This window comes from Pseudomonas sp. CH61, assembly GCF_059429415.1.
Genome location: NZ_CM182098.1, coordinates 3,328,765 through 3,355,463, shown reverse-complemented (window position 1 = coordinate 3,355,463; position 26,699 = coordinate 3,328,765). Strand labels below are relative to the sequence as shown.

Genomic DNA, 26,699 nt, shown 5'->3' with positions numbered 1-26,699 from the left:
AAAGGTTCGTACCAACAAGAGCGCCGCCATTTGCACGCGCCCCGGGGAGATTCACCGTCATGCCTGAAACCCAGACCGCCATCGCCGACATTCATATGCTCGACCGCGGCTATTCCCGCGAAGCCCGATCGCTGCTCTATCAGGCCTATCGCCACGAGCCGACCTTCGGCTACCTGTTCGAAGCCGAACGCCCCGGCTATGAACAGCGCGTGCGGGCGACGGTGCGTGAACTGGTCAAACAACACTTTCTGCAGGACCTGCCCGCTATCGGTCTGCTGGTCAACGACCGCCTGATCGGCATCGCCCTGATCGCGCCACCGCAACGGCGCCTGGGCATCACCGAAAGCTGGGCGTGGCGCCTGCGCATGGTGCTCAGCACCGGTTTTCGTTGCACCCGACGCTATCTGGAATACCACGATGCGGTCGCCGCGTGCGTGCCCAGCGATTCCGTGCACATGCTTCCCTTGTTGGGCATTCACCCGCAATTCCAGGGCAAACACTTTGGCGAACAACTGCTGACGGCCGTACACAACTGGTGCGCCGTCGACGAAACCTCGCAAGGCGTGGTGCTCGACACCGGCAACCCGCGTTACCTGGAATTCTATAAAAGGCAGGGTTACGAAGAGATCGGCGAAGTTGCCGTCGGCCCGGTGCGCGAACACGTGTTTTTCCACGCCAATCCGCAGGTGTTACAAACTGCAACAGCATAACAATCGAACTTCTTGGGAAATTTCCTGTTCTATCACGCTCCCAAGCCCGTGATAGCATCCGCGCCTATGAAGTTTCCAGGAAGATTTACCAGTGGCGTGCTCATGCTGTTAACCAGCTGCGCGGCGCTGGCGCAAAGTGAATTGGATGTGCGGATCAAACCGTCCAACGATGAACTCAAGGCCAATATAGAAGGCTATATCGGCAGCCTCGGCGATCGTGACGAAGAAGCCCTGCAGCGCTTCAGTCGCGGTGCCGAAGAGCAGGCGCGCAAAGCGGCTCAGGCGTTGGGCTACTACCAGCCGCAGATCGAAAGCGACGTCAAGGGTGGCGAAAAGCCGCGCCTGGTGTTGAAGATCGATCCCGGCGAGCCTATTCACCTGCGCAACGTCACCCTCCGTGTCGACGGCCCGGCGGCCTCCCTCAAATCCTTTCGAGTCCCGAAAAGCGACGCGCTCAAGTCCGGTGCGGTGCTCAACCATGGCCGTTACGAAGACGCCAAAAGACTTATTCAGAATCAGGCTTCGCGCTTCGGTTTTTTCAGTGGCCACTTTACTAGCCAAAAACTCATGGTCGACCCGCGCGCCGGTGTCGCCGACATCGAACTGATCTACGAAAGCGGCCCGCGTTATGCGCTGGGCAAAGTCAAATTCGAAGGCGACACGCCGTTCGACGAAGACCTGCTGCAACGCATGGTGCCGTTCAAGGAAGGCGAGCCGTATGACTCCGAGCTGATCGCCGAACTCAATCGCGATCTGCAATCGAGCGGTTACTTCGAAGGCGTACGCGTCGATGCCGCACCGACCACCGCGAAGAACGACGTGATCCCGGTGGACGTCAAACTCGACACGCGCAAGCCGCGCACCATGGGCCTGGGTCTCGGTTATTCGACCGACGTCGGCCCGCGCATCAAAGCCAACTGGACCCGCCATTGGGTCAACCCGCAGGGCGACAGTTATGGCTGGGAAGCCGAGCTCTCAGCGCCGCGGCAAAACGTTGGTTTGTTCTACGACATCCCGCTCGACCCGCCACTGACCGATAAATTGCGTTGGGCCGGCGGTTATCAATTCGAAGACATCGACGGCTCCGATACCCTGAGCAAACTGCTGACCTTCGGCCCGGAATGGCACAGCAAATTGCCGAGTGGCTGGCAGCGGGTGATCTCGCTGAAATGGCAGCGTGAAGAATATGAACTCGGCGATGACTCCGGCCTGAGCACCTTGCTGATGCCCGGCATCAGTTACTCGTATCTGAAAAGCGACAACCGCATCGACCCGCACAACGGCTATCGCCTGAGCTTCGAAAGCAAAGTGGCGAAGGAAGGCCTCGGCTCGGACAACAACCTTCTGTATGGCACCGCGCTGGTCAAAGGCCTGACCACGGTGTTCGACAAACATCGCTTGCTCGGTCGCGTGCAGGTCGGCGGTAGCGCCACCAACGGCTACAACTCGGTGCCGCCGTCGCTGCGCTTCTTTGCCGGTGGCGATCAGAGCGTGCGCGGTTACGACTATCAGAGTCTGTCGCCGAAAAACTCCGATGGCGACCGAATCGGCGGCCGTTACATGGTCGCTGGCAGCGTCGAGTATCAATACTCGATCGCCGAAAAATGGCGCGTGGCGACCTTCGTCGACCAGGGCAACTCCTTCAATAAACTCGAACTGCCGAACCTCAAGACCGGGGTCGGCATTGGTGTGCGCTGGGTCTCGCCGGTGGGGCCGATCCGCCTCGACCTGGCCCACGCACTCGACGACGATGGCGGCATCCGGCTGCACTTTTCCATGGGGCCTGAGCTGTGAAGCGTGGTTTGAAAATTACGGCGCTGACGCTGCTGGCGCTGGTGTTGTTGATTGTATTGAGTGTCACCGCTGTGCTCGGCACGGCGGCCGGCAGCCGCTGGGTGCTGGGCCTCGTGCCGGGCTTGAGCGTGGAAAATTTCCAGGGTCGCCTAGGCGGGCAGTGGAGCGCCGATCATCTGCTGTGGCAGCAGGACAGCAGCCGCGTCGAACTGAACAAGGCAATCTTCGCCTGGTCGCCGCTGTGCCTGACGCGCATGACCCTGTGCATCGAACAGCTCAAGGCAGATCAGGTCATTCTGCAATTCCCGCCGAGTGAAGAAACCACTGAGAGCGGCCCGATCAAACTGCCGGATCTGCAATTGCCGGTGGCCATCGAACTGGGCGACGTGCAGGTTGGCAGCCTGTTATTCAACGGCAGCGAGCAGCTCAAGGGTTTGCAACTGGCGGCGCACTGGACCGCCCAGGGCATGCAGATCGACAGCGTGAAATTGCAGCGCGACGAGCTCAGCCTGAACCTGTCCGGCACACTCACGCCGACCGGCAACTGGCCGCTGAACATCGCCGGTGACCTGACATTGCCGTCGCCGGGCACGGGGCTGTGGGCGCTGGCGTTGAAGATCGACGGCGACCTGTTGAAAACCCTCAACCTGCACGCCGACAGCCGGGGTTACCTCGACGGCCTGTTGAGTGGTGAATTGCAACCGCTGGCGGAAAACCTGCCAGCCAAGGTGCGCATCACTAGCGAGGCGTTCAAACCGAGCGCCGACCTGCCCGACACCCTGCAACTCAATCAATTGCTGCTGACCGGTGAAGGCGACCTGAAAAGCGGTTACCAGCTCAACGGCAACGCCACGCTGCCCGCCGACAAAGGCCCGGTGGCGTTGCTGCTCAAAGGCAAAGTCGACGCCAGCGGCGCGCAGATCGCCGGCCTCGACCTGACGGCCAACGATAAACAAAGCCTGAAACTCACCGGTAGCGTCGACTGGAGCAAAGGCCTCAGCGCCCAAGCCAACATCAACTGGCAGGACTTTCCGTGGCATCGGCTCTACAACGAAATCGACGAGCCACAAGTCGCCTTGCGTACCTTCACTGGCGAAGTCTCTTACACCGACGGTCAATACCTCGGCAACTTCGCCGCCGCGCTGGATGGTCCTGCGGGCGCGTTTACCCTGAGCAGTCCGTTCAGCGGCAGCCTGAAACAGATCGCTTTGCCGCAACTGAAAATGCAAGCCGGGCAGGGCAAGGCTGAAGGGCACGTCAATGTGCAGTTCGCCGACGGCATCGCCTGGGACACAGCGCTGGAGCTGTCGGCGTTGAACCCGGCGTACTGGGTTGCCGAGTTGCCGGGCACGTTAGCTGGACCGCTGAAAAGCCAAGGCGAAATGAAAAATGAACGCCTGAGTTTGACCGCCGACCTCGACTTGAAAGGCAAACTGCGCGGTCAACCGGCGATCCTTCAGGCCAAGGCTGACGGCGCTGGCGAGCAGTGGAACCTGAACGCCCTGCAAATCCGCCTCGGCGACAACAGCATCAACGGCAAGGGCAGCCTGCAACAGAAACTCACCGGGCAGATCGACATCAAGCTGTCGCGTCTGGCTCAGCTCTGGCCGCAACTGCGCGGGCAGGTCAACGGTCAGGTCAATGTGGCCGGTACGTTGAAAGCACCGCAGGGCAAACTCGGTCTGCAAGGTTCGCAACTGGCGTTCCAGGACAATCGCCTGCAAAGCCTCAACCTCGATGCCACCCTCGACAGTGCGCAAAGGGCGAAGATCGATCTGAAAGGTGCCGGCATTCAGGCCGGTGACACTTCATTGGGCACGCTGACTGCCAGCGCTCAGGGCGATATCAAAAACCAGAAACTCAACCTCGACCTGATCGGGCCGAAGCTGAAACTGGCCCTTGGTCTGGATGGCAATCTGGACAAGGGCAACTGGCGTGGTCGTCTGGCCAGTGGCGATATTCAGGCCGGTGGCCAGGACTGGAAACTGCAGAATCCGGCCAAACTCGAACGTCTGGCCGACGGCAAGATCAACTTTGGCGCGCATTGCTGGATGTCCGGCGACGCCAGCCTGTGCGGTGAAGATCAACGGCTGATGCCGGAGCCGAAACTGCGCTACCACCTCAAGCAGTTCCCGATCGAAAGCCTCGCGCAATGGTTGCCGAAAGACTTTGCCTGGAAGGGTAAGCTCAACGCCGATCTGCAACTGGATCTGCCGGCCAGCGGCCCGAATGGTGTGGTCAGCATTGACGCCAGCGGCGGCACCTTGCGCATGAAGGAAAAGGATCAGTGGCTGGACTTCCCCTACCAGACCCTGAAACTCACCAGCAAACTCACCCCCAAGCGCGTCGACACCGAGCTGAATTTCGTCGGCGGCAAACTCGGCGAGTTGATGGTGCAGGCACAGCTCAATCCACTGCCGAAAAACAAACCGTTGAGCGGCTCGTTCCGCCTCAGCGGACTGGATCTGTCGGTGGCGCGGCCGTTTGTGCCGATGGTTGAAAAACTCACCGGCCGCCTGAATGGCAGCGGGACGATTTCCGGCGGACTGCTGGCGCCGCTGGTCAACGGCACCGTGCAACTCAGCGATGGCGAAGTGTCCGGCGCCGAGTTGCCGATGGAGCTGCAGAATCTGCAACTCACCGCCCTGATTGCCGGCGAATCGGTACGCCTCGACGGCGGCTGGAAAAGCGGCAAGAGCGGGCAGGGCAGCCTCAACGGTAACGTTGCCTGGGGCCAGGCACTGGTGGTTGATCTGGCGTTGAAAGGCACGCAATTGCCGGTCACCGTCGAGCCTTATGCCAAGCTGGAAGTAGCACCGGACCTGAAGATTTCCATGGCCGGCGACGAACTGAAAATCGCCGGCAAAGTGCAGGTGCCCAAAGGTGAAATCACCGTGCGTGAATTGCCGCCGTCAACGGTAAAAGTCTCCGATGACACGATCATCGTCGGTGCGCAGACCGAAGAGGGCAAACCACCGTTGGCGATGAAAATGGACATCGACGTGGTGGTCGGCGAAGACAAACTGGCCTTCGCCGGTTTTGGTCTGACCGCCAACGTGCAAGGTCATGTGCACATCGGCGACAACATGGACACCCGTGGCGAACTGTGGCTCAACGACGGCCGCTACAGTGCCTACGGCCAGCGCCTGCAAGTGCGGCGTGCGCGTCTGTTGTTCGCCGGCCCCCTCGATCAGCCGTATCTGGACATCGAAGCGATCCGCCAGACCGACGACGTGATCGCCGGTATTCGCCTGAGCGGCAGCGCCGAGCAGCCGACCACGCAGATCTTCTCCGAGCCGGCGATGAGTCAGGAGCAGGCGCTTTCCTATCTGGTCCTCGGTCGACCGCTGAGCACCAACGGCGAAGACAACAACATGCTCGCGCAAGCGGCGTTGGGGCTGGGCTTGATGGGCAGTTCCGGAGTCACCAGCAGCCTGGCCAAGGATCTGGGGATTCAGGATTTCCAGCTCGACACGGCGGGCAGCGGCAACACCACCAGTGTGGTGGCCAGCGGCAATATCTCCGAGAAGCTCAGTTTGCGTTATGGCGTGGGCGTGTTTGAACCGGCCAACACCATTGCGCTGCGCTATAAGCTGAGCAAGAAGGTCTATGTCGAGGCGGCAAGTGGCGTGGCGAGTTCGCTGGATATCTTCTACAAGCGCGATTTCTAACGCGCGTTTCCCATCGCCGGGTCGCGTCGCTGCGATCCGGCTTTTGCAGAATGGATTAGACTCACCGCCACTGGAAAGCTGCGCGGTTGGCGGCTACCCGAAGAGAACGGGGGCGCAAATGGTCCGCTTGAGTATGGTCTTGCTCGGTCACGAATTCGTCCGCAAACGCTGGTCCGCGCTGGCGCTGACGGGCATCGCCTGGGGCGCGGCCGGTGTGGGCATCTTCATTGATGCGCTGGACGGTGTTCTGTATTTTCCGCTGCATCTCTTCGGCTATCTGTTGTTGCTCGAAGCGCTGATCCTGCTGCTGGTGCCGGCACCGCAAGCCGGGACCGCTGCGGCGCTGCGCAGAGCGCGAGGACTGGCGTTTCTCTTGCTGGGACTGTTGATCGTCGACCGGCAACACGCTGCCGGGCTGATTCTGGCGGTGCTGTTTGGCGGGGCTTTTCTGCTCGATGGCGGCTTTCGGCTGGCGGCGGCGCTGGTGGTGCGTTTTGTCGGTTGGCGAGTGTCGCTGCTGGCGGGGTTGTTCGAAATCGGCTTTGGCGTGTTTATCCTTGAGCCGTATCCGACGCTGTACAAGGGCACGGTGCCGTTTTGCATTGGCATGAGCCTGTTCCTGACCGGTTGCGCCTTGTTGCGGCAAGCCGTGCGCTTCAAACACCAGCTGCCGCTGACCAGTCCTGCTGCAGTGAGTGCGCCGGCCAGCAGCGACGCGTTGGTGATTCACGTCTGGACCCCCAGCGGTACCGTCGACGACACTCTGGTGCGCAATCGCCTGCTCAACCGCTACATCGCGGCGGTCGATATCAACGGCGTGATCTCCGCCGGCCATGCGGCACTGGAATGTGGCCCGGACATTTACATCAGCCATTACCCGCAGGACGACATTGATCGTTCGGCGGGGGATTTCGTGCGCTTGCTGCGGGCGACGCCGAACAACGATGTTGCCGGCAGGTTTCTGCCGGACTATGCCGGCGAGGTGGCGGACTGGTGCCCGTCTTCGGTGCAGGTCAGTTTCGCCCATTACGACGCCCGGCGCCTGCATGCGTTCTGGACGGAGTATCGGCAGGACAGTACGTACAACCTGACCAGCCGAAACTGTTCCAGCGCCGTCGCCCATAGCCTCGAAGCGGCGCTGGAAGGAGCGATGAACCGGGGACATTCGAGCATGCTGGATTTCGCCCGAGTCATCTTCAGCCCCGAGTTCTGGGTTGCTGCGCAAGTGCGCAAACGGGCAGAGGCGATGGCCTGGACGCCCGGGCTGGTGCTTGATTACGCGCGAGCGTTGCATGCCGCCATCGAGCCGGCACCGCCGGGCTGGCATAGCATTTATGCGGTGAGCAAGCGGGCCTTTGGGTATGTGGCGACTGCCTTGCGGGGGCGTGAGGTGCATCCGGTGCAACCGCCATCTGTGCGTCCTTCCGACGAATCCTGACCGACTTCACACCGAGTCGCTCCAATCGCGAGCAGGTGAAGGCCTACATTTGAAATGCGTTCCCTTGTAGGAGTGAGCCTGCTCGCGATGGCGTCCGCCTGTGCGACACAAAACCAACTCCATTGCTCAACTAATTACCAAGCCTGCTAACTATTCCATTGACATTCGCTGCCTAGGCAGTAACATCTCGACATACATTCACTGCCTAGGCAGTTATTAGGTGAGCAAATGAAGCATTTCACCCCGGACGAATTCAAACATTGCCATCTCGGCCTGTTGCTTGGCCGTGCCGCGCTGCTCAAGGACCGGATCATCGACACCCACATGGAACCCCACGGCATCACCGCCGCGCAGTTCAAGGTGTTGATCATCATGGCCCAGTTCGGCGTCGATACCCCGGCCGAACTGTGCCGGCACCTGTCGCTCGACAGCGGTTCGATGACGCGCATGCTCGATCGTCTGGAGCAGAAAGGCTTTCTGGCTCGCCAGCGCAGCGAAGGCGATCGCCGTCAGGTGCAACTGAAACTGACTGAGCAAGGCCAGCAACTGGCCGATCGCCTGCCGCACATCGGCGCCGATGCGATGAATGAACTGGCCGGCGCCATCTCTCGCGAAGAGCTGAAAACCCTGGAATACATCCTCAAGAAAATCCTGCTGGCAGCCGGTGACCCGATCACCATCCAGCGCTTAGGTGAACACAATGAGCGGTAAAACCTTGCGCAGCAGCCTGACTCTGGTGCTGTCGGCGATGATTCTCGCCGGTTGCGCCAACTACAGCGGCCTCGACACTTCGGGCGCGAGCCTCGATGCAAAAAACCTGAAAGTCGGCCAGTCCCTCAACGGCGTGACCCTGTCGCCGGCCGCCTGGCCGAAGAGCGACTGGTGGACCAGCCTCGGCGATCCGCAACTCGACGGCTTGATTCGCGAAGCCCTGCACGACAGCCCGGACATGCAGATCGCTGAGGCCCGCGCGCATCAGGCCAACGCCGCCGCGTATGCCGCCGATGCCGAACGTTATCCGACCCTCGACGCCAGCGCCGGCATCAGCCGTTCGCGTCTGGCCAAGGATCAGGATCCGCTGGGGCAGGGCGACGCCTACGCCACCGTGCGTAACGTCAGCGCCGGTTTCAATTACAACTTCGACCTCTGGGGCGGCCAGCGTGATGCCTGGGAAGCTGCACTCGGTCAGGCCCGCGCCGCTGAAGTTGATCGTCAGGCCGCACAGCTGACCCTCGCCGCCGATGTCGCTCGCGCTTACAGCGATCTCGGTCAGGCACACATCGTTTATGACCTGGCCAACGAAGACCTCAAACGCACCAGACAAATGCTCGACCTGAGCCAGCGTCGCCTGAGTTCCGGGATCGACAGTCAGTACCAGTTCCAGCAAACGCAAAGTCTGGAAGCCAGTTCCGAAGCCAGCCTGATCGACGCAGAAAAGCGCCTGAACAGCGCCAAGATCGCCTTGGCTGTGCTGCTCGGCAAAGGCCCGGATCGTGGCAACGAAATCGCCCGACCGAAAGTCCTGCAAGCCAGCGCTGTTGCCGTTCCGTCGGTGTTGCCGGCGGAACTGCTCGGTCGTCGCCCGGATCTGGTTGCCGCCCGTTGGCGCGTTGAAGCGGCGAGCAAAGACATCGACTCGGCGAAAACCCGCTTCTATCCCAACTTGAACCTGTCGGCCTCGGCCGGTGCCGAGTCTTTGTTGGGTGATGCGATGTTCGGTTCGGCCAGTCGCTTCTTCAATATTGCCCCGACCATTTCCGTGCCGATCTTCGACGGCGGACGCCTGCGCGCCAACCTCGATGCGCGCGACGCCGATTACGATCTGGCGGTGGCGCAGTACAACAAAAGTCTGGTGAAAGCACTGGGCGATGTCAGCGACACGATCAATCAGTTGCGTGACATCGGCCGGCAGATCGGTGCGCAGCAGCACGCCACCGACATTGCCCAGGATTCTTACAACACCGTGGTCCAGCGTTACGGTTCCGGCATCGGCAACTACCTGGACGTGCTCAGCATCGAGCAGCAATTGCTCCAGGCCCAGCGTCAACTGGCCAACCTCAATGCCGAGCAAATCGATCTGTCGATTCAACTGATGCAAGCGCTGGGCGGCGGCTTCCAGGGGCAAACCCTGACCGCAGCCAACGCCACCCCAGCCACGCCGCACAACTAATTCAAGGTAATTGTCATGGCCACTGCCGAAAACACCCAAGCTCAAGGCAACACCCCGGACACCGGCAACCCGCGCAAGCGCAAAGTCATGCTGCTGGTGCTGGCCGTTGTGGTTGCACTCGCCTGCGCCGGCGTCTGGGCGTATCACGAGTTCATCGGGCGCTTCAACGAAAGCACCGACGACGCCTACGTCAACGGTAACGTTGTCGAAATCACCCCGCTGGTGACCGGCACTGTGGTCAGCATTGGCGCTGACGATGGTGATCTGGTTCACGAAGGTCAGGTGCTGATCAACTTCGACCCGAACGACGCTGAAGTCGGCCTGCAAAGTGCGCAGGCGAAACTGGCGCGCACCGTGCGTCAGGTGCGTGGCTTGTACAGCAACGTTGATGGCATGAAAGCCCAGGTCAATGCGCAACAGGCCGAAGTGCAGAAAGCCCAGGACAACTACAACCGGCGGAAAAACCTCGCGCAGGGCGGGGCGATTTCCCAGGAAGAACTGTCCCACGCTCGCGATGACCTGACCTCGGCGCAAAACGCCCTGGCCAACGCCAAGCAGCAGCTGAAAACCACCAGCGCGCTGGTCGATGACACCGTGGTCTCGTCGCATCCGGATGTGATGTCCGCCGCTGCCGACCTGCGTCAGGCTTACCTGACCAATGCCCGCAGCACCTTGATCGCGCCGGTCACCGGTTACGTGGCCAAACGCACCGTGCAGCTCGGTCAGCGTGTGCAGCCGGGCACGGCGTTGATGGCAGTGATTCCGCTGGATCAACTGTGGATCGACGCCAACTTCAAGGAAACCCAACTGCGTGACATGCGCATCGGTCAGCCGGTCGATATCGAATCCGATATCTACGGCAGCGATGTGAAATACAGCGGCACCGTCGACAGCCTCGGCGCCGGTACCGGCAGCGCGTTTGCTCTGCTACCAGCGCAGAACGCCACCGGTAACTGGATCAAGATCGTTCAGCGTGTGCCGGTGCGGATTCACATCAACGCCGAAGAACTGGCCAAGCATCCGCTGCGCGTCGGTCTGTCGACCAATGTTGAAGTGAACCTGCACGACCAGAGCGGCCCGGTGCTCGCACAGCAACCACCGCAAAAGGCCTCGTTCAGCACCAACGTCTACGACCGTCAACTGGCCGAAGCCGACGCGATGATTGCGCAGCTGATCCACGACAACAGCGCTGCGGTCAGCAAAACCGCGCAACGCTGAATCTTTCCCTGTGGGAGCGAGCCTGCTCGCGAAGGCGGCCTTTCAGACAAATAAATGCTGAATGACACACCGCTTTCGCGAGCAGGCTCGCTCCCACAAGGGCACGGCGACAACCTGGTTTCATAGGATTCACAATGAGCAATAACGCCTCTTTCACGCCGCCCAGCCTGTTGCTCAGCACCATCGGCCTGTCGCTGGCGACGTTCATGCAAGTGCTCGACACCACCATCGCCAACGTGGCGCTGCCGACGATTTCCGGCAACCTCGGGGTGAGTTCGGAGCAGGGCACCTGGGTGATCACCTCGTTCGCCGTGAGCAACGCGATTGCGTTGCCGCTGACCGGTTGGCTCAGCCGCCGTTTCGGCGAGGTGAAGCTGTTTTTGTGGGCCACCATTCTGTTCGTGCTGGCCTCGTTTCTCTGCGGTATCTCCACGTCGATGCCGGAATTGATTGGCTTCCGCGTCCTGCAAGGTCTGGTCGCCGGGCCGCTGTATCCGATGACGCAAACCCTGTTGATCGCGGTCTATCCGCCGGCGAGGCGCGGCATGGCCCTGGCGTTACTGGCGATGGTCACGGTGGTCGCGCCGATTGCCGGGCCGATTCTCGGTGGCTGGATAACGGACAGTTATAGCTGGCCGTGGATCTTCTTCATCAACGTGCCGATCGGCATCTTTGCGGTGATGGTAGTGCGCTCGCAACTGGCCAAACGTCCGGTGGAAACCAGCCGTCAGCCGATGGATTACGTTGGTCTGATCACCCTGATCATCGGCGTCGGCGCGTTGCAGGTGATCCTCGACAAGGGCAATGACCTGGATTGGTTCGAGTCGAACTTCATCATCATCGGCGCGGCGATTTCGGTGATTGCGCTGGCGGTGTTCGTCATCTGGGAAATGACCGACCAGCATCCGGTGGTGAATCTGCGCTTGTTTGCGCACCGTAACTTTCGCATCGGCACGTTGGTGTTGGTGCTGGGTTACTCCGGGTTCTTCGGCATCAACCTGATCCTGCCGCAATGGTTGCAGACACAGATGGGTTACACCGCAACCTGGGCCGGTTTGGCCGTGGCGCCGATCGGCATTCTGCCGGTGCTGCTGTCGCCGTTTGTCGGCAAGTACGCGAACAAGTTCGACCTGCGTTTACTGGCCGGGCTGGCGTTTCTGGCGATTGGCTTGAGCTGCTTTATGCGGGCGGGATTCACCAATGAAGTGGATTTCCAGCACATTGCGCTGGTGCAGTTGTTCATGGGCATTGGTGTGGCGCTGTTCTTCATGCCGACCTTGAGCATTCTGATGTCGGACCTGCCGCCGAGTCAGATTGCCGATGGTGCCGGTCTGGCGACTTTTCTGCGGACGCTGGGCGGTAGCTTTGCTGCGTCGCTGACCACATGGATATGGATTCGCCGGGCGGATCAGCATCATGCGTATATGAGTGAAAGCATCAGTACCTTTGAGCCGGCGACGCGCGAGACTTTGAATCATTTGGGCGGGGCGAGCCAATCGGCTTATGCGCAGATGGATCAGATTTTGACCAGTCAGGCGTACATGCTCTCTACCGTGGATTACTTCACGTTGTTGGGCTGGGGGTTTATGGGGTTGATTTTGATTGTGTGGCTGGCTAAGCCACCGTTTGCCGCGAAGGCAGGGCCTGCTGCTTCCGGGCACTGAGGTCAAAAGCCCCTCACCCTAACCCTCTCCCGGAGGGAGAGGGGACTGACCGAGGTTTGCTTTCGAGGTACGCCGACCTGAGCCACCGAGTTGAACTCCGGTTTGGGGAAAGCATGATTTGAGATTGTGAGTCGATCGCGGGTTTTGAACTGCACTCGGTCGGCTCCCTTTTGATCTGGCTTAATGATTCTGGACACCCCTAAAGGGCGTTAATCTACGCCCAACGACGAGGTGTGATTTGACCAGACGATATTTTTCGACAGATTTCAAACGGGATGCGGCTTGCCTGGTTTTGGATAAAGACTATTCGGTGAGTGAAGCCTGCGAAGCAATGGGCGTGGGCCCTACAGCTCTGCGTCGCTGGGTTGAGCAACTGCGTGCGGAGCGCAGTGGCAAGACGCCTGAGAAGTCCAAGGCCATGACCGTTGACCAACAACGCATCCAGGAGCTGGAAGCAACAATTCGACGGATTGAGCGCGAGAAGGAAATTTTAAAAAAGGCTACAGCTCTCTTGATGTCGGATTCCCTCGATCGGTAAGGCTGGTCGAGGAGTTAAGCGAGCAATATCCAAGATCCGAGTTGTGTGGCGTGTTTGGTATCAACCGCAGCAGTTATTACGAGCGTCTGAAACAGCGGGCGAAAGTGCATGTCGGGCGCGATCGCCTAAAGATCAAGGCTGCCGAATTACATGAGCAAAGTCGCGGCTCAATGGGCGCGCGCAGCCTGTCAAAAGCGCTGTGTAACGAAAAAGAGTCGGTAGGTCGTTACATGGCTCGTAGCCTGATGCGCGAGCTCGGTTTGAAGAGCCAGCAACGGCGCAGGCATCGGTACAAACCCAGCGGTGCGGAGGCGCAATACGCCCCCAATCATTTGGAGCGTAAATTCAAAGTCGAGGCCCCCAATCGAGTGTGGTGTGGCGACGTGACTTACATTTGGGCCGGTACTTACTGGGTTTATCTGGCTGCTGTACTTGATCTGCATGCCCGCCGCATCGTCGGCTGGGCGATGTCCAGAAGTCCGGATTCAGCTCTGACCTGTCGAGCGTTAAAGATGGCTTTCGAGTCGCGAGGACGCCCTGAAAACCTAATGTTCCATTCGGATCAGGGCTGTCATTACAGCAGTAAAGTGTTTCGTGAAACGCTGGCGGACATGCGCATAAAACAAAGCATGAGTCGACGAGGAAACTGCTGGGACAACGCCCCGATGGAGCGTTTCTTTGGCAGTTTGAAATCTGAATGGATACCCAAGGCTGGCTACCGAAACGAAGATGAGGCCAGTACCGATGTATTGCGCTACCTGACCCATTATTACAATCGGATCAGGCTGCACAGTCACAATGGCTACCGAACTCCGGTGGACATGGAGGCCCTGGCGGCATGAAAAAGGGTAAAACCCTATAACCGTGTCCAGTATCGTTTGACCAGATCATTTCCCCCTCGCCCCCCCTGGGGGAGAGGGCTGGGGTGAGGGGGTAGCGATCTTCAGCCATGCGGCAAAGCCAGCGGCGGGGCGAAGTCGAACGGTGCCAGTGCATACCCGCTCTCATCCACCTGCAACGCCCAACCCTGCCGATCCCAATCCCCCAACACAATCCGCTTCGCCGCTTGTTCACCAAGCTGCAACTTGTGAATCGCCGGGCGGTGGGTGTGGCCGTGGATCAGGGTTTTCACGCCAAATTCCTGCATGATCCGCGGAATCTCCTCCGGCGTGACATCGACAATGTCATTAGCCTTCATCCGCGTCTGCGCCTTGCTTTCGCTGCGCAGTTTGCGCGCCAGTTTATGGCGGCTGCTCAAGGGCAGATTGCGCAGGATAAACAGCGTGATCGGATTACGCAGATAACGCCGCAGCTTCATGTAGCCGACGTCGCGGGTACAGAGGCTGTCGCCGTGCATCAATAGCACCGGCTCGCCGTAAAACTGCACGACACTCGGATCCTTCAACAACGTACAGCCGGCCTGCTTGCAGAAGGCCTTGCCGAGCATGAAGTCGCGATTGCCGTGCATCAGAAAAATCGCCGTGCCGCTGTCGCTGAGTTCGCGCAGGGCTTGGCAGATGGAACGCTGGAAGGGCGTCATGGCGTCGTCGCCAATCCACGCTTCGAAGAAGTCGCCGAGAATGTACAACGCACTAGCCGAGCGGGCGCGTCCGGCGAGCAAATCCAGAAACGCCCGGGTTATGTCCGGGCGCTCCTCTTCCAGATGCAAGTCTGAAATCAGCAATATCACGCTTCGATGATCTCGGCTTTCTCGATGATCACGTCGTCTGCTGGTACGTCCTGGTGGCCGGACTTGGAAGTGGTCGATACACCTTTGATCTTGTCGACAACGTCGGTACCGGCGGTCACTTTACCGAATACTGCGTAGCCCCAGCCTTGCACGTTCTTGCCGCTGTGGTTGAGGAAGGTGTTGTCGGCGACGTTGATGAAGAACTGCGCGGAAGCCGAATGCGGCTCCATGGTGCGGGCCATGGCAACGGTGTATTTCTCGTTGGAAAGACCGTTGTCAGCTTCGTTCTGGATGCTTGGACGCTTGTCTTTCTTTTCTTTCATGCCTGGCTCGAAACCGCCGCCCTGGATCATGAAGTTACCGATGACGCGGTGGAAAACGGTGTTTTCGTAGTGACCGGCGTTGACGTACTCGATGAAGTTGGCGACGGTGATCGGCGCCTTTTCAGCGTTCAGTTCGATGACGATGTCGCCATGATTGGTGGTCAATTTAACTTGAGTCATGATCGCTACTCTTTAGAGGAATTCGTGGTTTTGGGACATCGAGCCCCCAAACCGGTTCAGCCAGCGTGGGCCAAGGTGCGCAGTTTAGCGTGACAGGCGCGAATTTCGAGGCTGTTTTTCAATTCCCGGCGATAAAAAGCACACCTTTATAGGGCCTGCTCTGTCAGCCCCTTGACAGCATCGGCTATGATAGCGGCTTTGTTTTGTCTGGCCCCCTCTGCGGCCGCGCACATGTAAGTCAAGGATCCTATGAGCAAGCCCACTGTCGACCCTACCTCGAATGCCAAGTCCGGCCCTGCCGTGCCGGTCAATTTCCTGCGGCCGATCATCCAGGCAGACCTGGACTCGGGCAAGCACACCCAGATCGTTACCCGTTTCCCGCCTGAGCCCAACGGCTACCTGCACATCGGTCACGCCAAGTCGATCTGCGTGAACTTCGGCCTGGCCCAGGAGTTCGGCGGCGTTACGCACTTGCGTTTCGACGACACCAACCCGGCCAAGGAAGACCAGGAATACATCGACGCGATCGAAAGCGACGTCAAATGGCTGGGCTTCGAATGGTCCGGCGAAGTGCGCTACGCCTCGCAGTATTTTGACCAGTTGCACGACTGGGCCGTCGAGCTGATCAAGGCCGGCAAAGCCTACGTCGACGACCTGACCCCGGAGCAAGCCAAGGAATACCGTGGCAGCCTGACCGAACCGGGCAAGAACAGCCCGTTCCGCGACCGTTCCGTTGAAGAGAACCTTGACTGGTTTGCGCGCATGCGCGCCGGTGAGTTCGCCGATGGCGCCCGCGTGCTGCGTGCCAAAATCGACATGGCCTCGCCGAACATGAACCTGCGCGATCCGATCATGTATCGCATCCGTCACGCGCATCACCACCAGACCGGTGACAAGTGGTGCATCTACCCGAACTACGATTTCACCCACGGTCAGTCGGACGCCATCGAAGGCATCACCCACTCGATCTGCACCCTCGAGTTCGAAAGCCATCGTCCGCTGTACGAGTGGTTCCTCGACGCACTGCCAGTGCCGGCGCACCCGCGTCAGTACGAGTTCAGCCGTCTGAACCTCAACTACACCATCACCAGCAAGCGCAAGCTCAAGCAACTGGTCGATGAAAAGCACGTCAACGGCTGGGACGATCCGCGCATGTCCACGCTGTCGGGCTTCCGCCGTCGTGGCTACACGCCGAAATCGATCCGCAACTTCTGCGAAATGATCGGCACCAACCGTTCCGACGGCGTGGTCGACTTCGGCATGCTCGAATTCAGCATCCGTGACGACCTCGACCAGACCGCACCGCGTGCGATGTGCGTGCTGCGTCCGCTGAAAGTGGTCATCACCAACTACCCGGAAGGCCAGGTCGAGAACCTCGAACTGCCGCGCCACCCGAAAGAAGACATGGGCGTGCGCGCGCTGCCATTCGCCCGGGAAATCTACATCGACCGTGACGACTTCATGGAAGAGCCGCCAAAAGGCTACAAGCGCCTGGAACCGGCCGGTGAAGTGCGTCTGCGCGGCAGCTACGTGATCCGTGCCGACGAAGCGATCAAGGACGCCGATGGCAACATCGTCGAACTGCGTTGCTCGTACGACCCGGAAACCCTCGGCAAGAACCCTGAAGGCCGCAAGGTCAAAGGCGTGATCCACTGGGTGCCGGCTGCCGCCAGCGTCGAGTGCGAAGTGCGTCTGTACGATCGTCTGTTCCGTTCGGCCAACCCAGAGAAGGCTGAAGACAGCGCGAGTTTCCTCGACAACATCAACCCTGATTCGCTGCAGGTACTCACCGGTTGTCGTGCTGAGCCATCGCTTGGCAATGCACAGCCGGAAGACCGTTTCCAGTTCGAGCGCGAAGGCTACTTCGTCGCTGATTTGAAGGACTCGAAACCAGGTCAGCCGGTATTCAACCGTACCGTGACCCTGCGTGATTCGTGGGGCCAGTGATTCAGCGTCAAGGGAAATAACGTGCTAACGATCTACAACACGCTCACCAAGAGCAAAGAAGTCTTCAAGCCGCTGGATGGCAACAAGGTGCGCATGTACGTCTGCGGGATGACCGTGTACGACTACTGCCACCTTGGCCACGGCCGCAGCATGGTCGCGTTCGACCTGGTGACCCGCTGGTTGCGGTTCAGCGGTTACGACCTGACCTACGTGCGCAACATCACCGACATCGACGACAAGATCATCAACCGTGCCAACGAGAACGGTGAATCGTTCGAAGCGTTGACCGAGCGCATGATCGCCGCGATGCACGAAGACGAAGCGCGCCTGAACATCAAGAAGCCGGACATGGAACCGCGCGCCACGGATCACATTCCGGGCATGCACGCGATGATCCAGACCCTGATCGACAAGGGTTACGCCTACGCCCCGGGCAATGGCGACGTGTACTACCGCGTCGCCAAGTTCATGGGCTACGGCAAACTGTCGCGCAAGAAAATCGAAGACCTGCGCATCGGCGCGCGCATCGAAGTCGACGAGTCGAAACAGGATCCGCTCGACTTCGTCCTGTGGAAAGCCGCCAAACCGGGCGAGCCAAGCTGGGAATCGCCGTGGGGCGCCGGGCGTCCGGGCTGGCACATCGAGTGCTCGGTGATGTCCACCTGCTGCCTCGGCGAGACCTTCGACATTCATGGCGGCGGCAGCGATCTTGAGTTTCCGCACCACGAAAACGAAATCGCCCAGAGCGAAGCGGCCACCGGCAAGACCTACGCCAACGCGTGGATGCATTGCGGCATGATTCGTATCAATGGCGAGAAGATGTCCAAGTCCTTGAACAACTTCTTCACCATCCGCGACGTGCTGGAAAAGTACCACCCGGAAGTCGTGCGCTACCTGCTGGTATCGAGCCACTACCGCAGCGCGATCAACTACTCGGAAGACAACCTCAAGGACGCCAAAGGCGCGCTGGAGCGTTTCTACCACGCGTTGAAAGGTTTGCCGACTGTGGCGCCTGCTGGCGGCGAAGCGTTTGTTGAACGCTTCACCACGGTAATGAACGACGACTTCGGTACGCCGGAAGCCTGTGCGGTGCTGTTTGAGATGGTGCGTGAGATCAACCGTCTGCGCGAGAGCGATCTCGATGCAGCGGCAGGTCTGGCGGCACGTCTGAAAGAGCTGGCGAGCGTGTTGGGTGTGTTGCAGTTGGAGGCGGATGACTTCCTGCAGGCGGGCGCTGAAGGGCGTGTCGATGCGGCTGAAGTTGATGCGCTGATTGCGGCGCGTCTGGCGGCACGTGCGGGTAAGGATTGGGCTGAGTCGGACCGTATTCGTGATCAGCTGACGGCGATGGGCGTTGTGTTGGAAGACGGTAAGGGTGGGACTACCTGGCGTCTGGCTGACTGATAGCTGTACTTGTTACAAACAAAACCCGCCGTGTGCGGGTTTTTGTTTGGCTGCGAAGAAGAGCCCCTCACCCTAACCCTCTCCCAGAGGGAGAGGGGACTGAATGGGGGATGCTCAAAAGATACGCCGACTTGAAAGTTTTTCTCCGAATCCATAATCGACACAGTCTTTCAGGTCGATGCACAACGCCAGACACCTCGGTCAGCTCCCTCTCCCTCTGGGAGAGGGCTGGGGTGAGGGTTGCTTTTGCCGTTCGCGTAGGTCTTGATGTCGGCAACGCGTTCAGCCGGATGCTGATCAGCGACGATTATCGAAGGGAAACATCATGGCCAATCACTATCGCGAGCTACTAACCACCCCCGGCGCCACCGGGCTAGTGCTCGCGAGTTCTATCGCCCGCTTGCCACAGGCAATGATCGGCATCGGCATCATCACCATGCTAGTGCAGAAAACCGGGGTTTACTGGCTGGCCGGCACCGTCGCCGGGACGTTCACCCTGGCCAATGCACTGCTCGGCCCGTACATCTCGAGACTGGTCGATCAACATGGCCAGAGCCGCGTGCTGCCCGTCGTCACGGCGTTCAGCATTGCCATGTTGCTGGCCCTGATCCTTGCGGTTTACATGCGCGCACCGGCCCCACTGCTGTTTGTTCTGGCCGCACTGGCGGGGACGATGCCGAGCATGCCGTCGATGATCCGCGCACGATGGACGCAGTTGTTCCGGGGCAAGCCGCAACTGCACACGGCGTTCTCGCTGGACACGGTCCTCACCGAAATGGCCTACATCGTCGGCCCGCCACTGGCGATCGGTTTGAGCGTGAGTTTTTTCGCCGAAGCCGGGCCCCTTGTTGCGGTCGGGCTGTTGGCTGTCGGGGTGACAGCATTTCTCCTGCAGCGCCAGACTGAACCCAAGGTTGTCGTCGGCCACGCCAGCCATAGTGGCTCGACCTTGCTGATCCCCGGCGTGCGCACCATTGTCCTCGCGTTGTTGGCGATGGGGGTCATTGGCGGAGCAATCGATGTCGCCGTCGTGGCTTTCGCCAATGCGCAAGGCTGGCCAGCGTCGGCGACTTTCATCCTCGCCGCCTATGCGTTCGGTTCACTGGTGGCGGGTTTGACGTTCGGTGCAATGCGGGTTTCGCTGGCGATCGAAAAACAGTTCCTGATCGGGATATTGGTCACGGCGTTCACCGGCGTGTTGCCGATTTTTGCAGCGGACGTTTATGTCTTGTCAGCGACGCTGTTTATTGCCGGGATTTCGTTTGCGCCAACGATGGTCGTGGTCATGAAGCTGGGGACAATCATCATCCCGCCGTCGAGGATTACTGAAGGGCTGACGTGGATGACCACGGGGATCAGCATTGGCGTTGCGCTCGGCGGCATGCTGGCGGGGCTGGTGATTGATGCGTGGGGCGCGCGAGCGGGGTTTGGTGTGGCCATTGGCGCTGGGATAATGATGGTGGTTGTTGTACTGGTGGGGCTGCGCACATTGGAGGCGGCTTCGGTTGCGCATGTTGAGCCGGAATTTTCGCCCTCACCCTAGCCCTCTCCCCCAGGAGAGGGGACTGATTGGGGGATGTTCAGGAGATACACCGACCTGACCGATTTGCACCGAATCCATAATCGCCACGATGTTTCAGGTCAATGTCCAGCGCCAGACACCTCGGTCGGCTCCCTCTCCCTCCAGGAGAGGGGACTGAATGGGGGATGTTCGAGAGATACACCGACTTGAACGTGATGCTTTGAATCCATAATCGACTGGTTTTTTCAGGTCAATGTCCAGCGCCAGACATCTCGGTCGGCTCCCTCTCCTGGGGGAGAGGGCTGGGGTGAGGGGAACGGGATTCACTCAACCTTCAATCTGACGCAACCGCTTGTAAAGCGTATTGCGGCTAACTCCAAGCCGTCGCGCCAGATGCGAAATATTCCCCCCGGAAGCCTTCAACTCCCGGTTCAACGCTCCAACATCATTCAAATCCAACCCCAACGGCTGCGCGCGCTCAACCGGCTCCATCTCCAGATCAACAAAAAAATCATCCGGCAAATGCTCCAGCCTCACCGGCTGTTCCTCAGCCATCGCCAACGCTACCTGCATCACGCTACTGACCTGACGCAAATTCCCCGGCCACGGATGACGGCTGAACAGCTCCAGCACTTCCTGGCTCAACCCCGCCCATTGCGTCGGCTCACGATGTTGCTCCCACAGTCGTTTAAACAATGCCTCCTTATCACTGCGCTCCCGCAGCGGCGGCAGCTCCAGCGTCAGCCCACCAATGCGGTAATACAAATCCTCCCTAAACCGTCCCAATTGCACTTGTTCGCGTAAAGATCGGTTGGTCGCCGAAATAATCCGCAGATCCACCGCAAACAACTCGCTGCTGCCCACCGGCTGCACACAGCGTTCCTGCAAAACCCGCAACAACCGCGCCTGAGTCGGCAGCGGCATATCGCCAATTTCATCTAGGAACAGCGTGCCTTTATCCGCCTTGCGAATCAGGCCGATGCTGCCTTTCTGGTTGGCGCCGGTGAACGCGCCTTTCTCGTAACCGAATAACTCGGACTCGACCAGTTCGGCGGGGATCGCTGCGCAGTTAACGGCAATGAACGCCTGTTTGCTACGCGAGCTGGCCTGGTGCAGGGCTTTGACGAAGACTTCCTTGCCGACCCCGGTTTCGCCATGGATCAGCAGCGGAATGTCTTTCTCCAGCAAACGCTCAGCCTGCCGCACGGCTTTTTCCACGCGAGCGTCGCCGAAGTGCAAGGTGTTGAGGCTGATCGCGGTGGGTGCGGCAGTTTTGGGTTCAGCAGCAAAAACGCGCGGTTGAACCGACGCCTGTTTCGGCCGCTTCAACAAACACTGAAAACGGTTACGCCCGGACGTCTGCAAGGCAAACGGCAACCCGTCCGGCTGATTGATCAACTCCAGCAGCGACACCTTGAACAGGCTCTCGACACTGACCCGCGACAAACGCACGCCGAGCAGATTGTCGGCGCGGCGATTGGCCGACAGCACTTGTCCACTCTCATCAAAAATCAACAACCCCGCCCACTGACTGTCGAGGTTGTTCAACCCGGTGTTGAAGGTCAGTTGAAAGTGCTGGCCATGAAACAGGTTGAGGATCAGCCGGTTCTCCACGGTCTGGCTCATCATCTTGACCATGCCCAAAGTGTGCGAGGGCGGCAGATAGCTGTCGCTGGACACATCGAGCACCGCAATGACCTTGCGCTCAGCGTCGAAAATCGGCGCGGCGGAGCCGGTCATGAAGCGGTTGGCCTTGAGAAAGTGTTCATCGTGTTCGATGTGCACCGCTTGTTCGCAGGCCAGCGCCGTGCCGATCGCATTGGTGCCGCTGGTGCGTTCCACCCAGCTCGCCCCGGCCTGAAAGCCCCGCGCCAGATTCGGTTCGATAAAACGTTGCGTGCCCCACGAGGTCAGCACCTGGCCCTGATTGTCGGCGAGCATGATCAGACAGTTGGAATTGCTGAGGATGTTTTCGTAGTAGGGCAGGACTTCCTGGTGTGTGGTCTGCACCAGTGAATGATGGCGCTCGAGCAGCTGCGTAATGCCGGTGGCGGGCAGTTGATCAAAAGCGGGCGTGCTTTGGTGGTCAAGACCGAACGCGCGGCAACGTTGCCAGGACGTCTGGACGATCGCGTCGTGGGACAGCGGCGGGGCAGGTGCGGCCATGGCAGTCAGCCTCTGATGCAGCGATTTTTATTGTTGTTATGAACCCGATCTTCGAAACCTACACAGATCCCCTGTAGGAGTGAGCCTGCTCGCGATAGCGGTGTGTCAGACATATTTGCATCGACTGACACACCGCTATCGCGAGCAGGCGAAGGCCTACAATGGATCTTCGGCGTTCACAGAATCGGGGAAAAAGCGCTTATAGAGTGTTGTTCACTATTGTTCATTGTCAATCGCCCGATTGTTCAAATGTGTTCAGCAATGAACGCTCAATCCCCACGCATTCAACGATTTTCACGACAAATCAACCACTTGCCATTTCTGGCACGAAACTCGCTCCCGTGCACAGGTCGCTTGACTCCAATAATAAAAAGGCCGAGCCATGTCACTCACCCTGGAGCACGTCAGCCGTACCGTCGAGGGCCAGACCTGGATCGACGATGCGTGCCTGAAATTCGAACCCGGTTCGTTCAACGTTTTGCTCGGCCGCACGCTGTCCGGCAAAACCAGCCTCATGCGTTTAATGGCCGGGCTCGATAAGCCTGACAGCGGTCGCATCCTGATGAACGGCGTCGACGTCACCCAACGCCCGGTGCGCCTGCGCAACGTGTCGATGGTCTATCAGCAGTTCATCAACTACCCGACCATGACCGTGTTCGAGAACATCGCCTCGCCACTGCGTCAGGCCGGTGTGTCGAAAGAGATCATCCACAGCAAAGTGCAGGAAACCGCGAAGATGCTGCGCATCGAGAAGTTTCTGCAGCGCTATCCGCTGGAACTCTCCGGCGGCCAACAGCAGCGCACCGCCATGGCGCGCGCGCTGGTCAAGGATGCCGAGTTGATCCTCTTCGATGAACCGCTGGTCAACCTCGACTACAAACTGCGCGAAGAACTGCGTCAGGAAATGCGCGAGCTGTTCAAGGCGCGCCACACCATCGCGATCTACGCCACCACCGAACCCAACGAAGCGCTGGCACTCGGCGGCACCACGACCATTCTTCACGAAGGCCGAGTGATTCAGAGCGGCGCGTCAACTTCGGTGTATCACCAACCGCAAACCGTGCTCGCCGCCGAATTGTTCTCCGAACCACCGATCAACCTGATGCCTGGGCGCATCGCCGGTAACGAAGTCAGTTTCGCCAATTTCGTGCACTTCCCGTTAAACGTCGATCTGCGTCCGGTGGGCGAGGGCGAGTTCCGTTTTGGCGTGCGCCCCAGCCATATCTCGCTGGTGCCGAGCAACGATGACGACCTCGAACTGGCAGTCACCGTCGAAGTCGCCGAGATCAGCGGTTCGGAAACCTTCCTGCATGTGCGCAACGAGCATTTCCTGCTGGTGCTGCACCTGCCCGGCGTTCACGAATACGACGTCGATGCGCCGATCCGCATTTACATCCCGACCCACAAACTGTTCGTTTTCGATGCGCAGGGCCGTCTGGTGCAAGCACCGGGCCGGCGTGTCGCGAGGGTTGCCTGATGGCCGAAATCCGTTTGCAGCACCTCGCCCACAGCTACAGCAAAACCCCGAGCGGCGCCGAGGACTACGCGATCCGCGAGATGGATCACGTCTGGGAGCAGGGCGGCGCCTACGCCTTGCTCGGGCCGTCGGGTTGCGGCAAGTCGACCTTGCTCAACATCATTTCCGGTTTGCTCAGTCCCTCGCAGGGCCACGTGTTGTTCGACGGCAAAGCGGTCAACGACCTGACGCCGGAGAAGCGCAACATCGCCCAGGTTTTCCAGTTTCCGGTGGTTTACGACACCATGACCGTGTTCGATAACCTCGCGTTTCCCCTGCGCAATCAGGGCATGGCCGAGGCGAAAGTGCACAGCAAGGTGCAGGAAATTGCCGAAGTCCTCGACCTGCAAAACCTCCTGAGCAAGAAGGCGCGCAACCTCACCGCCGACGAAAAACAGAAAGTCTCGATGGGCCGCGGTCTGGTCCGTGACGATGTTTCAGCGATCCTCTTCGACGAGCCGCTGACAGTGATCGACCCGCACCTGAAGTGGAAGCTGCGACGCAAGCTCAAACAGATTCACGAGCAGTTCAACATCACCATGGTCTACGTCACCCACGATCAACTCGAGGCCTCGACCTTCGCCGACAAGATCGCGGTGATGTACGGCGGCCAGATCGTCCAGTTCGGCACGCCACGGGAACTGTTCGAGCGGCCGAGCCATACCTTTGTCGGCTATTTCATCGGCAGCCCCGGCATGAACTTGATCGAGGTGCAGCCACAACCCGGCGGCGTCGGTTTCGCCTCGACGCATCTGCCGCTGTCTGACGCGATGCAGCGACATATCGAACACGGCCAGTGGAAAAATCTGAAGGTCGGCATCCGTCCCGAGTTTATTCATGTCTGGGACGAGCCGTTTGATGACGCGATGAAGGCCAGGGTCGTACACGTCGAAGACCTCGGCACCTACAAGATCATGACCCTCGACCTCGATGGTGCGCCGCTGAAGGTGCGCCTGGCCGAAGACAAACCGGTACCGCAGGGCACCGCGTACATCAGTTTTCCGGCGCAGTGGCTGATGGTCTATGCCGATGAGTTTCTGCTCGAAGCCGACGACGAGGTGCAGCCATGAACAAGGTGCAGAACAACAAGGCCTGGTGGCTGGTGTTGCCGGTGTTTCTGCTGGTGGCGTTCAGTGCGGTGATCCCGATGATGACCGTGGTCAATTATTCGGTGCAGGACATCTTCGACCAGTCCAGCCGCTACTTTGTCGGCGCTGACTGGTACAAGCAAGTGCTGCTCGATCCGCGTCTGCACGACTCGTTGCTGCGCCAGTTCATCTATTCGGCCTGTGTGTTGCTGATCGAGATTCCGCTGGGCATCGCCGTCGCCTTGACCATGCCGACCAAGGGTCGTTGGTCGTCGGTGGTGCTGATCATTCTGGCGATTCCGTTGCTGATTCCGTGGAACGTGGTCGGCACCATTTGGCAGATCTTCGGCCGTGCCGACATTGGTCTGCTTGGTTCCAGCCTCAACGCCATGGGCATCAGTTACAACTATGCGGCCAACACCATGGACGCCTGGGTGACGGTGCTGGTGATGGACGTCTGGCACTGGACTTCACTGGTGGCGCTGCTGTGTTTCTCTGGTTTGCGCGCGATTCCCGACGTGTATTACCAGGCTGCGCGCATCGACCGCGCCTCGGCGTGGGCGGTGTTCAGGCATATTCAATTGCCCAAGCTGAAGAGCGTGCTGCTGATCGCGGTGATGCTGCGCTTCATGGACAGTTTCATGATCTACACCGAGCCGTTCGTGCTCACCGGCGGCGGGCCGGGTAACGCCACGACCTTCTTGAGTCAGACGTTGACGCAGATGGCCGTAGGGCAATTCGACCTCGGTCCGGCAGCGGCGTTTTCGCTGGTGTACTTCCTGATCATCCTGTTGGTGTCCTGGCTGTTCTACACCGCCATGACGCACTCCGACGCCAACCGCTGAGGCCCGGCCATGAGCAAAAGAAAGCTAATTCCGCTGCTGGTATACATCCTGTTCCTGCTGGTGCCGATCTATTGGCTGCTGAACATGTCGTTCAAGAGCAACACCGAAATCCTCGGCGGCCTGACGCTTTTCCCACAGGCCTTTACGCTGGCGAACTACAAGGTGATCTTCACCGACCCGAGCTGGTACACCGGTTATCTGAACTCGCTGTATTACGTCAGCCTGAACACGGTGATCTCGCTGAGCGTGGCGTTGCCGGCGGCCTATGCGTTTTCGCGCTACCGTTTTCTCGGCGACAAGCACCTGTTCTTCTGGCTGCTGACTAACCGTATGGCGCCGCCAGCGGTATTTTTGCTGCCGTTCTTCCAGTTGTATTCGTCGATTGGCCTGTTCGACACGCACATCGCCGTGGCGTTGGCGCATTGCCTGTTCAACGTGCCCTTGGCGGTGTGGATTCTCGAAGGTTTCATGTCCGGTGTGCCCAAGGAAATCGACGAAACGGCCTACATCGACGGCTACAGTTTCCCCAAGTTCTTCGTGAAGATTTTCATTCCGTTGATCGGTTCAGGGATCGGTGTCACGGCGTTTTTCTGCTTCATGTTTTCCTGGGTCGAACTGCTGCTCGCGCGCACGTTGACCTCGGTAAACGCCAAGCCGATTGCGGCGGTCATGACACGCACGGTGTCCGCTTCGGGTATCGACTGGGGTGTGCTGGCAGCGGCGGGGGTGTTGACCATTCTGCCGGGCATGCTGGTGATCTGGTTTGTTCGCAACCACGTGGCCAAGGGCTTTGCCCTTGGTCGGGTCTGAGGAGC

At 59.5% G+C, this 26,699-nt stretch carries 19 protein-coding genes; 16 read left to right on the top strand and 3 right to left on the bottom strand.

The window, feature by feature from the left end; translation table 11 throughout:
• Window positions 1–59: 59 nt before the first annotated feature.
• The 9 genes from AC5SEM_RS14945 (at window position 60) to AC5SEM_RS14905 (ending at window position 14,045) form a co-directional block, all read left to right on the top strand.
• A complete protein-coding gene (locus tag AC5SEM_RS14945) occupies window positions 60–710 on the top strand; it encodes a GNAT family N-acetyltransferase (protein ID WP_007912451.1) in 651 nt (216 codons plus the stop codon).
• A gap of 66 nt (window positions 711–776) precedes the next feature.
• Window positions 777–2,504 (top strand): autotransporter assembly complex protein TamA, encoded by a 1,728-nt coding sequence (locus AC5SEM_RS14940; protein WP_495470669.1) that lies wholly within the window; start codon window positions 777–779, stop codon window positions 2,502–2,504.
• Window positions 2,501–6,175, top strand: coding sequence for a translocation/assembly module TamB domain-containing protein (locus tag AC5SEM_RS14935; protein WP_495470668.1), 3,675 nt, complete (start codon window positions 2,501–2,503; stop codon window positions 6,173–6,175). Before AC5SEM_RS14940 ends, AC5SEM_RS14935 begins: the two co-directional genes overlap by 4 nt.
• 118 nt (window positions 6,176–6,293) lie before the next feature.
• The gene (locus tag AC5SEM_RS14930) at window positions 6,294–7,613 is read left to right on the top strand and encodes a hypothetical protein (RefSeq protein ID WP_495470667.1); all 1,320 of its coding nucleotides are present in this window, start codon (window positions 6,294–6,296) and stop codon (window positions 7,611–7,613) included.
• 228 nt (window positions 7,614–7,841) lie between these two features.
• A complete protein-coding gene (locus tag AC5SEM_RS14925; RefSeq protein ID WP_095118200.1) occupies window positions 7,842–8,324 on the top strand; it encodes a MarR family winged helix-turn-helix transcriptional regulator in 483 nt (160 codons plus the stop codon).
• Window positions 8,314–9,783: an efflux transporter outer membrane subunit gene (locus tag AC5SEM_RS14920; protein ID WP_495470666.1), complete on the top strand. Its 1,470-nt coding sequence runs from the start codon at window positions 8,314–8,316 to the stop codon at window positions 9,781–9,783. The genes AC5SEM_RS14925 and AC5SEM_RS14920 overlap by 11 nt, the downstream gene beginning before the upstream one ends.
• 15 nt (window positions 9,784–9,798) lie before the next feature.
• On the top strand, window positions 9,799–11,001 hold the full coding sequence (locus AC5SEM_RS14915; protein ID WP_008082123.1) for an HlyD family secretion protein: 1,203 nt from the start codon (window positions 9,799–9,801) through the stop codon (window positions 10,999–11,001).
• Between the two features lie 134 nt (window positions 11,002–11,135).
• Entirely contained in the window at window positions 11,136–12,665 is a 1,530-nt protein-coding gene (locus AC5SEM_RS14910; protein WP_495470665.1) for a DHA2 family efflux MFS transporter permease subunit, read from the top strand.
• Window positions 12,666–12,903: 238 nt separating this feature from the next.
• A protein-coding gene (locus AC5SEM_RS14905; protein WP_320413090.1) for an IS3 family transposase occupies window positions 12,904–14,045 on the top strand; the annotation gives its coding sequence in 2 pieces (ribosomal slippage) (window positions 12,904–13,165 and window positions 13,165–14,045; 1,143 coding nt in all).
• A gap of 101 nt (window positions 14,046–14,146) precedes the next feature.
• On the opposite strand, the gene lpxH is transcribed toward AC5SEM_RS14905, so the two are convergent.
• Window positions 14,147–14,893: a UDP-2,3-diacylglucosamine diphosphatase gene (lpxH, locus tag AC5SEM_RS14900; RefSeq protein WP_007912467.1), complete on the bottom strand. Its 747-nt coding sequence runs from the start codon at window positions 14,891–14,893 to the stop codon at window positions 14,147–14,149.
• Window positions 14,890–15,396 (bottom strand): peptidylprolyl isomerase, encoded by a 507-nt coding sequence (locus AC5SEM_RS14895; RefSeq protein ID WP_016986556.1) that lies wholly within the window; start codon window positions 15,394–15,396, stop codon window positions 14,890–14,892. Before AC5SEM_RS14895 ends, lpxH begins: the two co-directional genes overlap by 4 nt.
• Window positions 15,397–15,645: 249 nt before the next feature.
• Between AC5SEM_RS14895 and AC5SEM_RS14890 the strand changes: the two genes are divergently transcribed.
• The 3 genes from AC5SEM_RS14890 to AC5SEM_RS14880 all read left to right on the top strand — a co-directional run bounded on the left by AC5SEM_RS14890 (window position 15,646) and on the right by AC5SEM_RS14880 (window position 20,290).
• Window positions 15,646–17,343, top strand: a complete 1,698-nt coding sequence (locus AC5SEM_RS14890) for a glutamine--tRNA ligase/YqeY domain fusion protein (protein WP_122600546.1) — start codon at window positions 15,646–15,648, stop codon at window positions 17,341–17,343.
• Between the two features lie 21 nt (window positions 17,344–17,364).
• Window positions 17,365–18,747, top strand: a complete 1,383-nt coding sequence (gene cysS / locus AC5SEM_RS14885) for a cysteine--tRNA ligase (RefSeq protein ID WP_016986558.1) — start codon at window positions 17,365–17,367, stop codon at window positions 18,745–18,747.
• A gap of 325 nt (window positions 18,748–19,072) precedes the next feature.
• The gene (locus tag AC5SEM_RS14880; RefSeq protein ID WP_495470664.1) at window positions 19,073–20,290 is read left to right on the top strand and encodes an MFS transporter; all 1,218 of its coding nucleotides are present in this window, start codon (window positions 19,073–19,075) and stop codon (window positions 20,288–20,290) included.
• Between the two features lie 306 nt (window positions 20,291–20,596).
• On the opposite strand, the gene AC5SEM_RS14875 is transcribed toward AC5SEM_RS14880, so the two are convergent.
• The gene (locus tag AC5SEM_RS14875; protein ID WP_495470663.1) at window positions 20,597–22,435 is read right to left on the bottom strand and encodes a sigma-54-dependent Fis family transcriptional regulator; all 1,839 of its coding nucleotides are present in this window, start codon (window positions 22,433–22,435) and stop codon (window positions 20,597–20,599) included.
• Between the two features lie 382 nt (window positions 22,436–22,817).
• Here AC5SEM_RS14875 and AC5SEM_RS14870 point away from each other — a divergent pair, with 382 nt between their 5' ends.
• Genes AC5SEM_RS14870 through AC5SEM_RS14855 form a run of 4 tightly spaced genes read left to right on the top strand, consistent with a single transcriptional unit; the run spans window position 22,818 to window position 26,694 of the window.
• A complete protein-coding gene (locus AC5SEM_RS14870) occupies window positions 22,818–23,912 on the top strand; it encodes an ABC transporter ATP-binding protein (RefSeq protein ID WP_123594178.1) in 1,095 nt (364 codons plus the stop codon).
• Window positions 23,912–25,021 carry an ABC transporter ATP-binding protein gene (locus AC5SEM_RS14865; RefSeq protein WP_495470662.1) on the top strand — a complete coding sequence of 370 codons (1,110 nt, stop codon included), beginning with the start codon at window positions 23,912–23,914 and terminating at the stop codon, window positions 25,019–25,021. Before AC5SEM_RS14870 ends, AC5SEM_RS14865 begins: the two co-directional genes overlap by 1 nt.
• The gene (locus tag AC5SEM_RS14860) at window positions 25,018–25,884 is read left to right on the top strand and encodes a carbohydrate ABC transporter permease (RefSeq protein ID WP_007912484.1); all 867 of its coding nucleotides are present in this window, start codon (window positions 25,018–25,020) and stop codon (window positions 25,882–25,884) included. Before AC5SEM_RS14865 ends, AC5SEM_RS14860 begins: the two co-directional genes overlap by 4 nt.
• Before the next feature lie 9 nt (window positions 25,885–25,893).
• Window positions 25,894–26,694, top strand: a complete 801-nt coding sequence (locus AC5SEM_RS14855; RefSeq protein WP_090284391.1) for a carbohydrate ABC transporter permease — start codon at window positions 25,894–25,896, stop codon at window positions 26,692–26,694.
• Window positions 26,695–26,699: the final 5 nt, after the last annotated feature.

Coding starts and splice junctions, on each gene's coding strand:
- AC5SEM_RS14860 (WP_007912484.1), top strand. CDS start 25,018: ATGAACAAGGTGCAGAACAACAAGGCCTGGTGGCTGGTGTTGCCGGTG.
- AC5SEM_RS14910 (WP_495470665.1), top strand. CDS start 11,136: ATGAGCAATAACGCCTCTTTCACGCCGCCCAGCCTGTTGCTCAGCACC.
- AC5SEM_RS14855 (WP_090284391.1), top strand. CDS start 25,894: ATGAGCAAAAGAAAGCTAATTCCGCTGCTGGTATACATCCTGTTCCTG.
- AC5SEM_RS14930 (WP_495470667.1), top strand. CDS start 6,294: ATGGTCCGCTTGAGTATGGTCTTGCTCGGTCACGAATTCGTCCGCAAA.
- AC5SEM_RS14925 (WP_095118200.1), top strand. CDS start 7,842: ATGAAGCATTTCACCCCGGACGAATTCAAACATTGCCATCTCGGCCTG.
- AC5SEM_RS14895 (WP_016986556.1), bottom strand. CDS start 15,396: ATGACTCAAGTTAAATTGACCACCAATCATGGCGACATCGTCATCGAA.
- AC5SEM_RS14870 (WP_123594178.1), top strand. CDS start 22,818: ATGTCACTCACCCTGGAGCACGTCAGCCGTACCGTCGAGGGCCAGACC.
- AC5SEM_RS14945 (WP_007912451.1), top strand. CDS start 60: ATGCCTGAAACCCAGACCGCCATCGCCGACATTCATATGCTCGACCGC.
- AC5SEM_RS14890 (WP_122600546.1), top strand. CDS start 15,646: ATGAGCAAGCCCACTGTCGACCCTACCTCGAATGCCAAGTCCGGCCCT.
- AC5SEM_RS14865 (WP_495470662.1), top strand. CDS start 23,912: ATGGCCGAAATCCGTTTGCAGCACCTCGCCCACAGCTACAGCAAAACC.
- AC5SEM_RS14880 (WP_495470664.1), top strand. CDS start 19,073: ATGGCCAATCACTATCGCGAGCTACTAACCACCCCCGGCGCCACCGGG.
- AC5SEM_RS14920 (WP_495470666.1), top strand. CDS start 8,314: ATGAGCGGTAAAACCTTGCGCAGCAGCCTGACTCTGGTGCTGTCGGCG.
- AC5SEM_RS14875 (WP_495470663.1), bottom strand. CDS start 22,435: ATGGCCGCACCTGCCCCGCCGCTGTCCCACGACGCGATCGTCCAGACG.
- AC5SEM_RS14940 (WP_495470669.1), top strand. CDS start 777: ATGAAGTTTCCAGGAAGATTTACCAGTGGCGTGCTCATGCTGTTAACC.
- AC5SEM_RS14915 (WP_008082123.1), top strand. CDS start 9,799: ATGGCCACTGCCGAAAACACCCAAGCTCAAGGCAACACCCCGGACACC.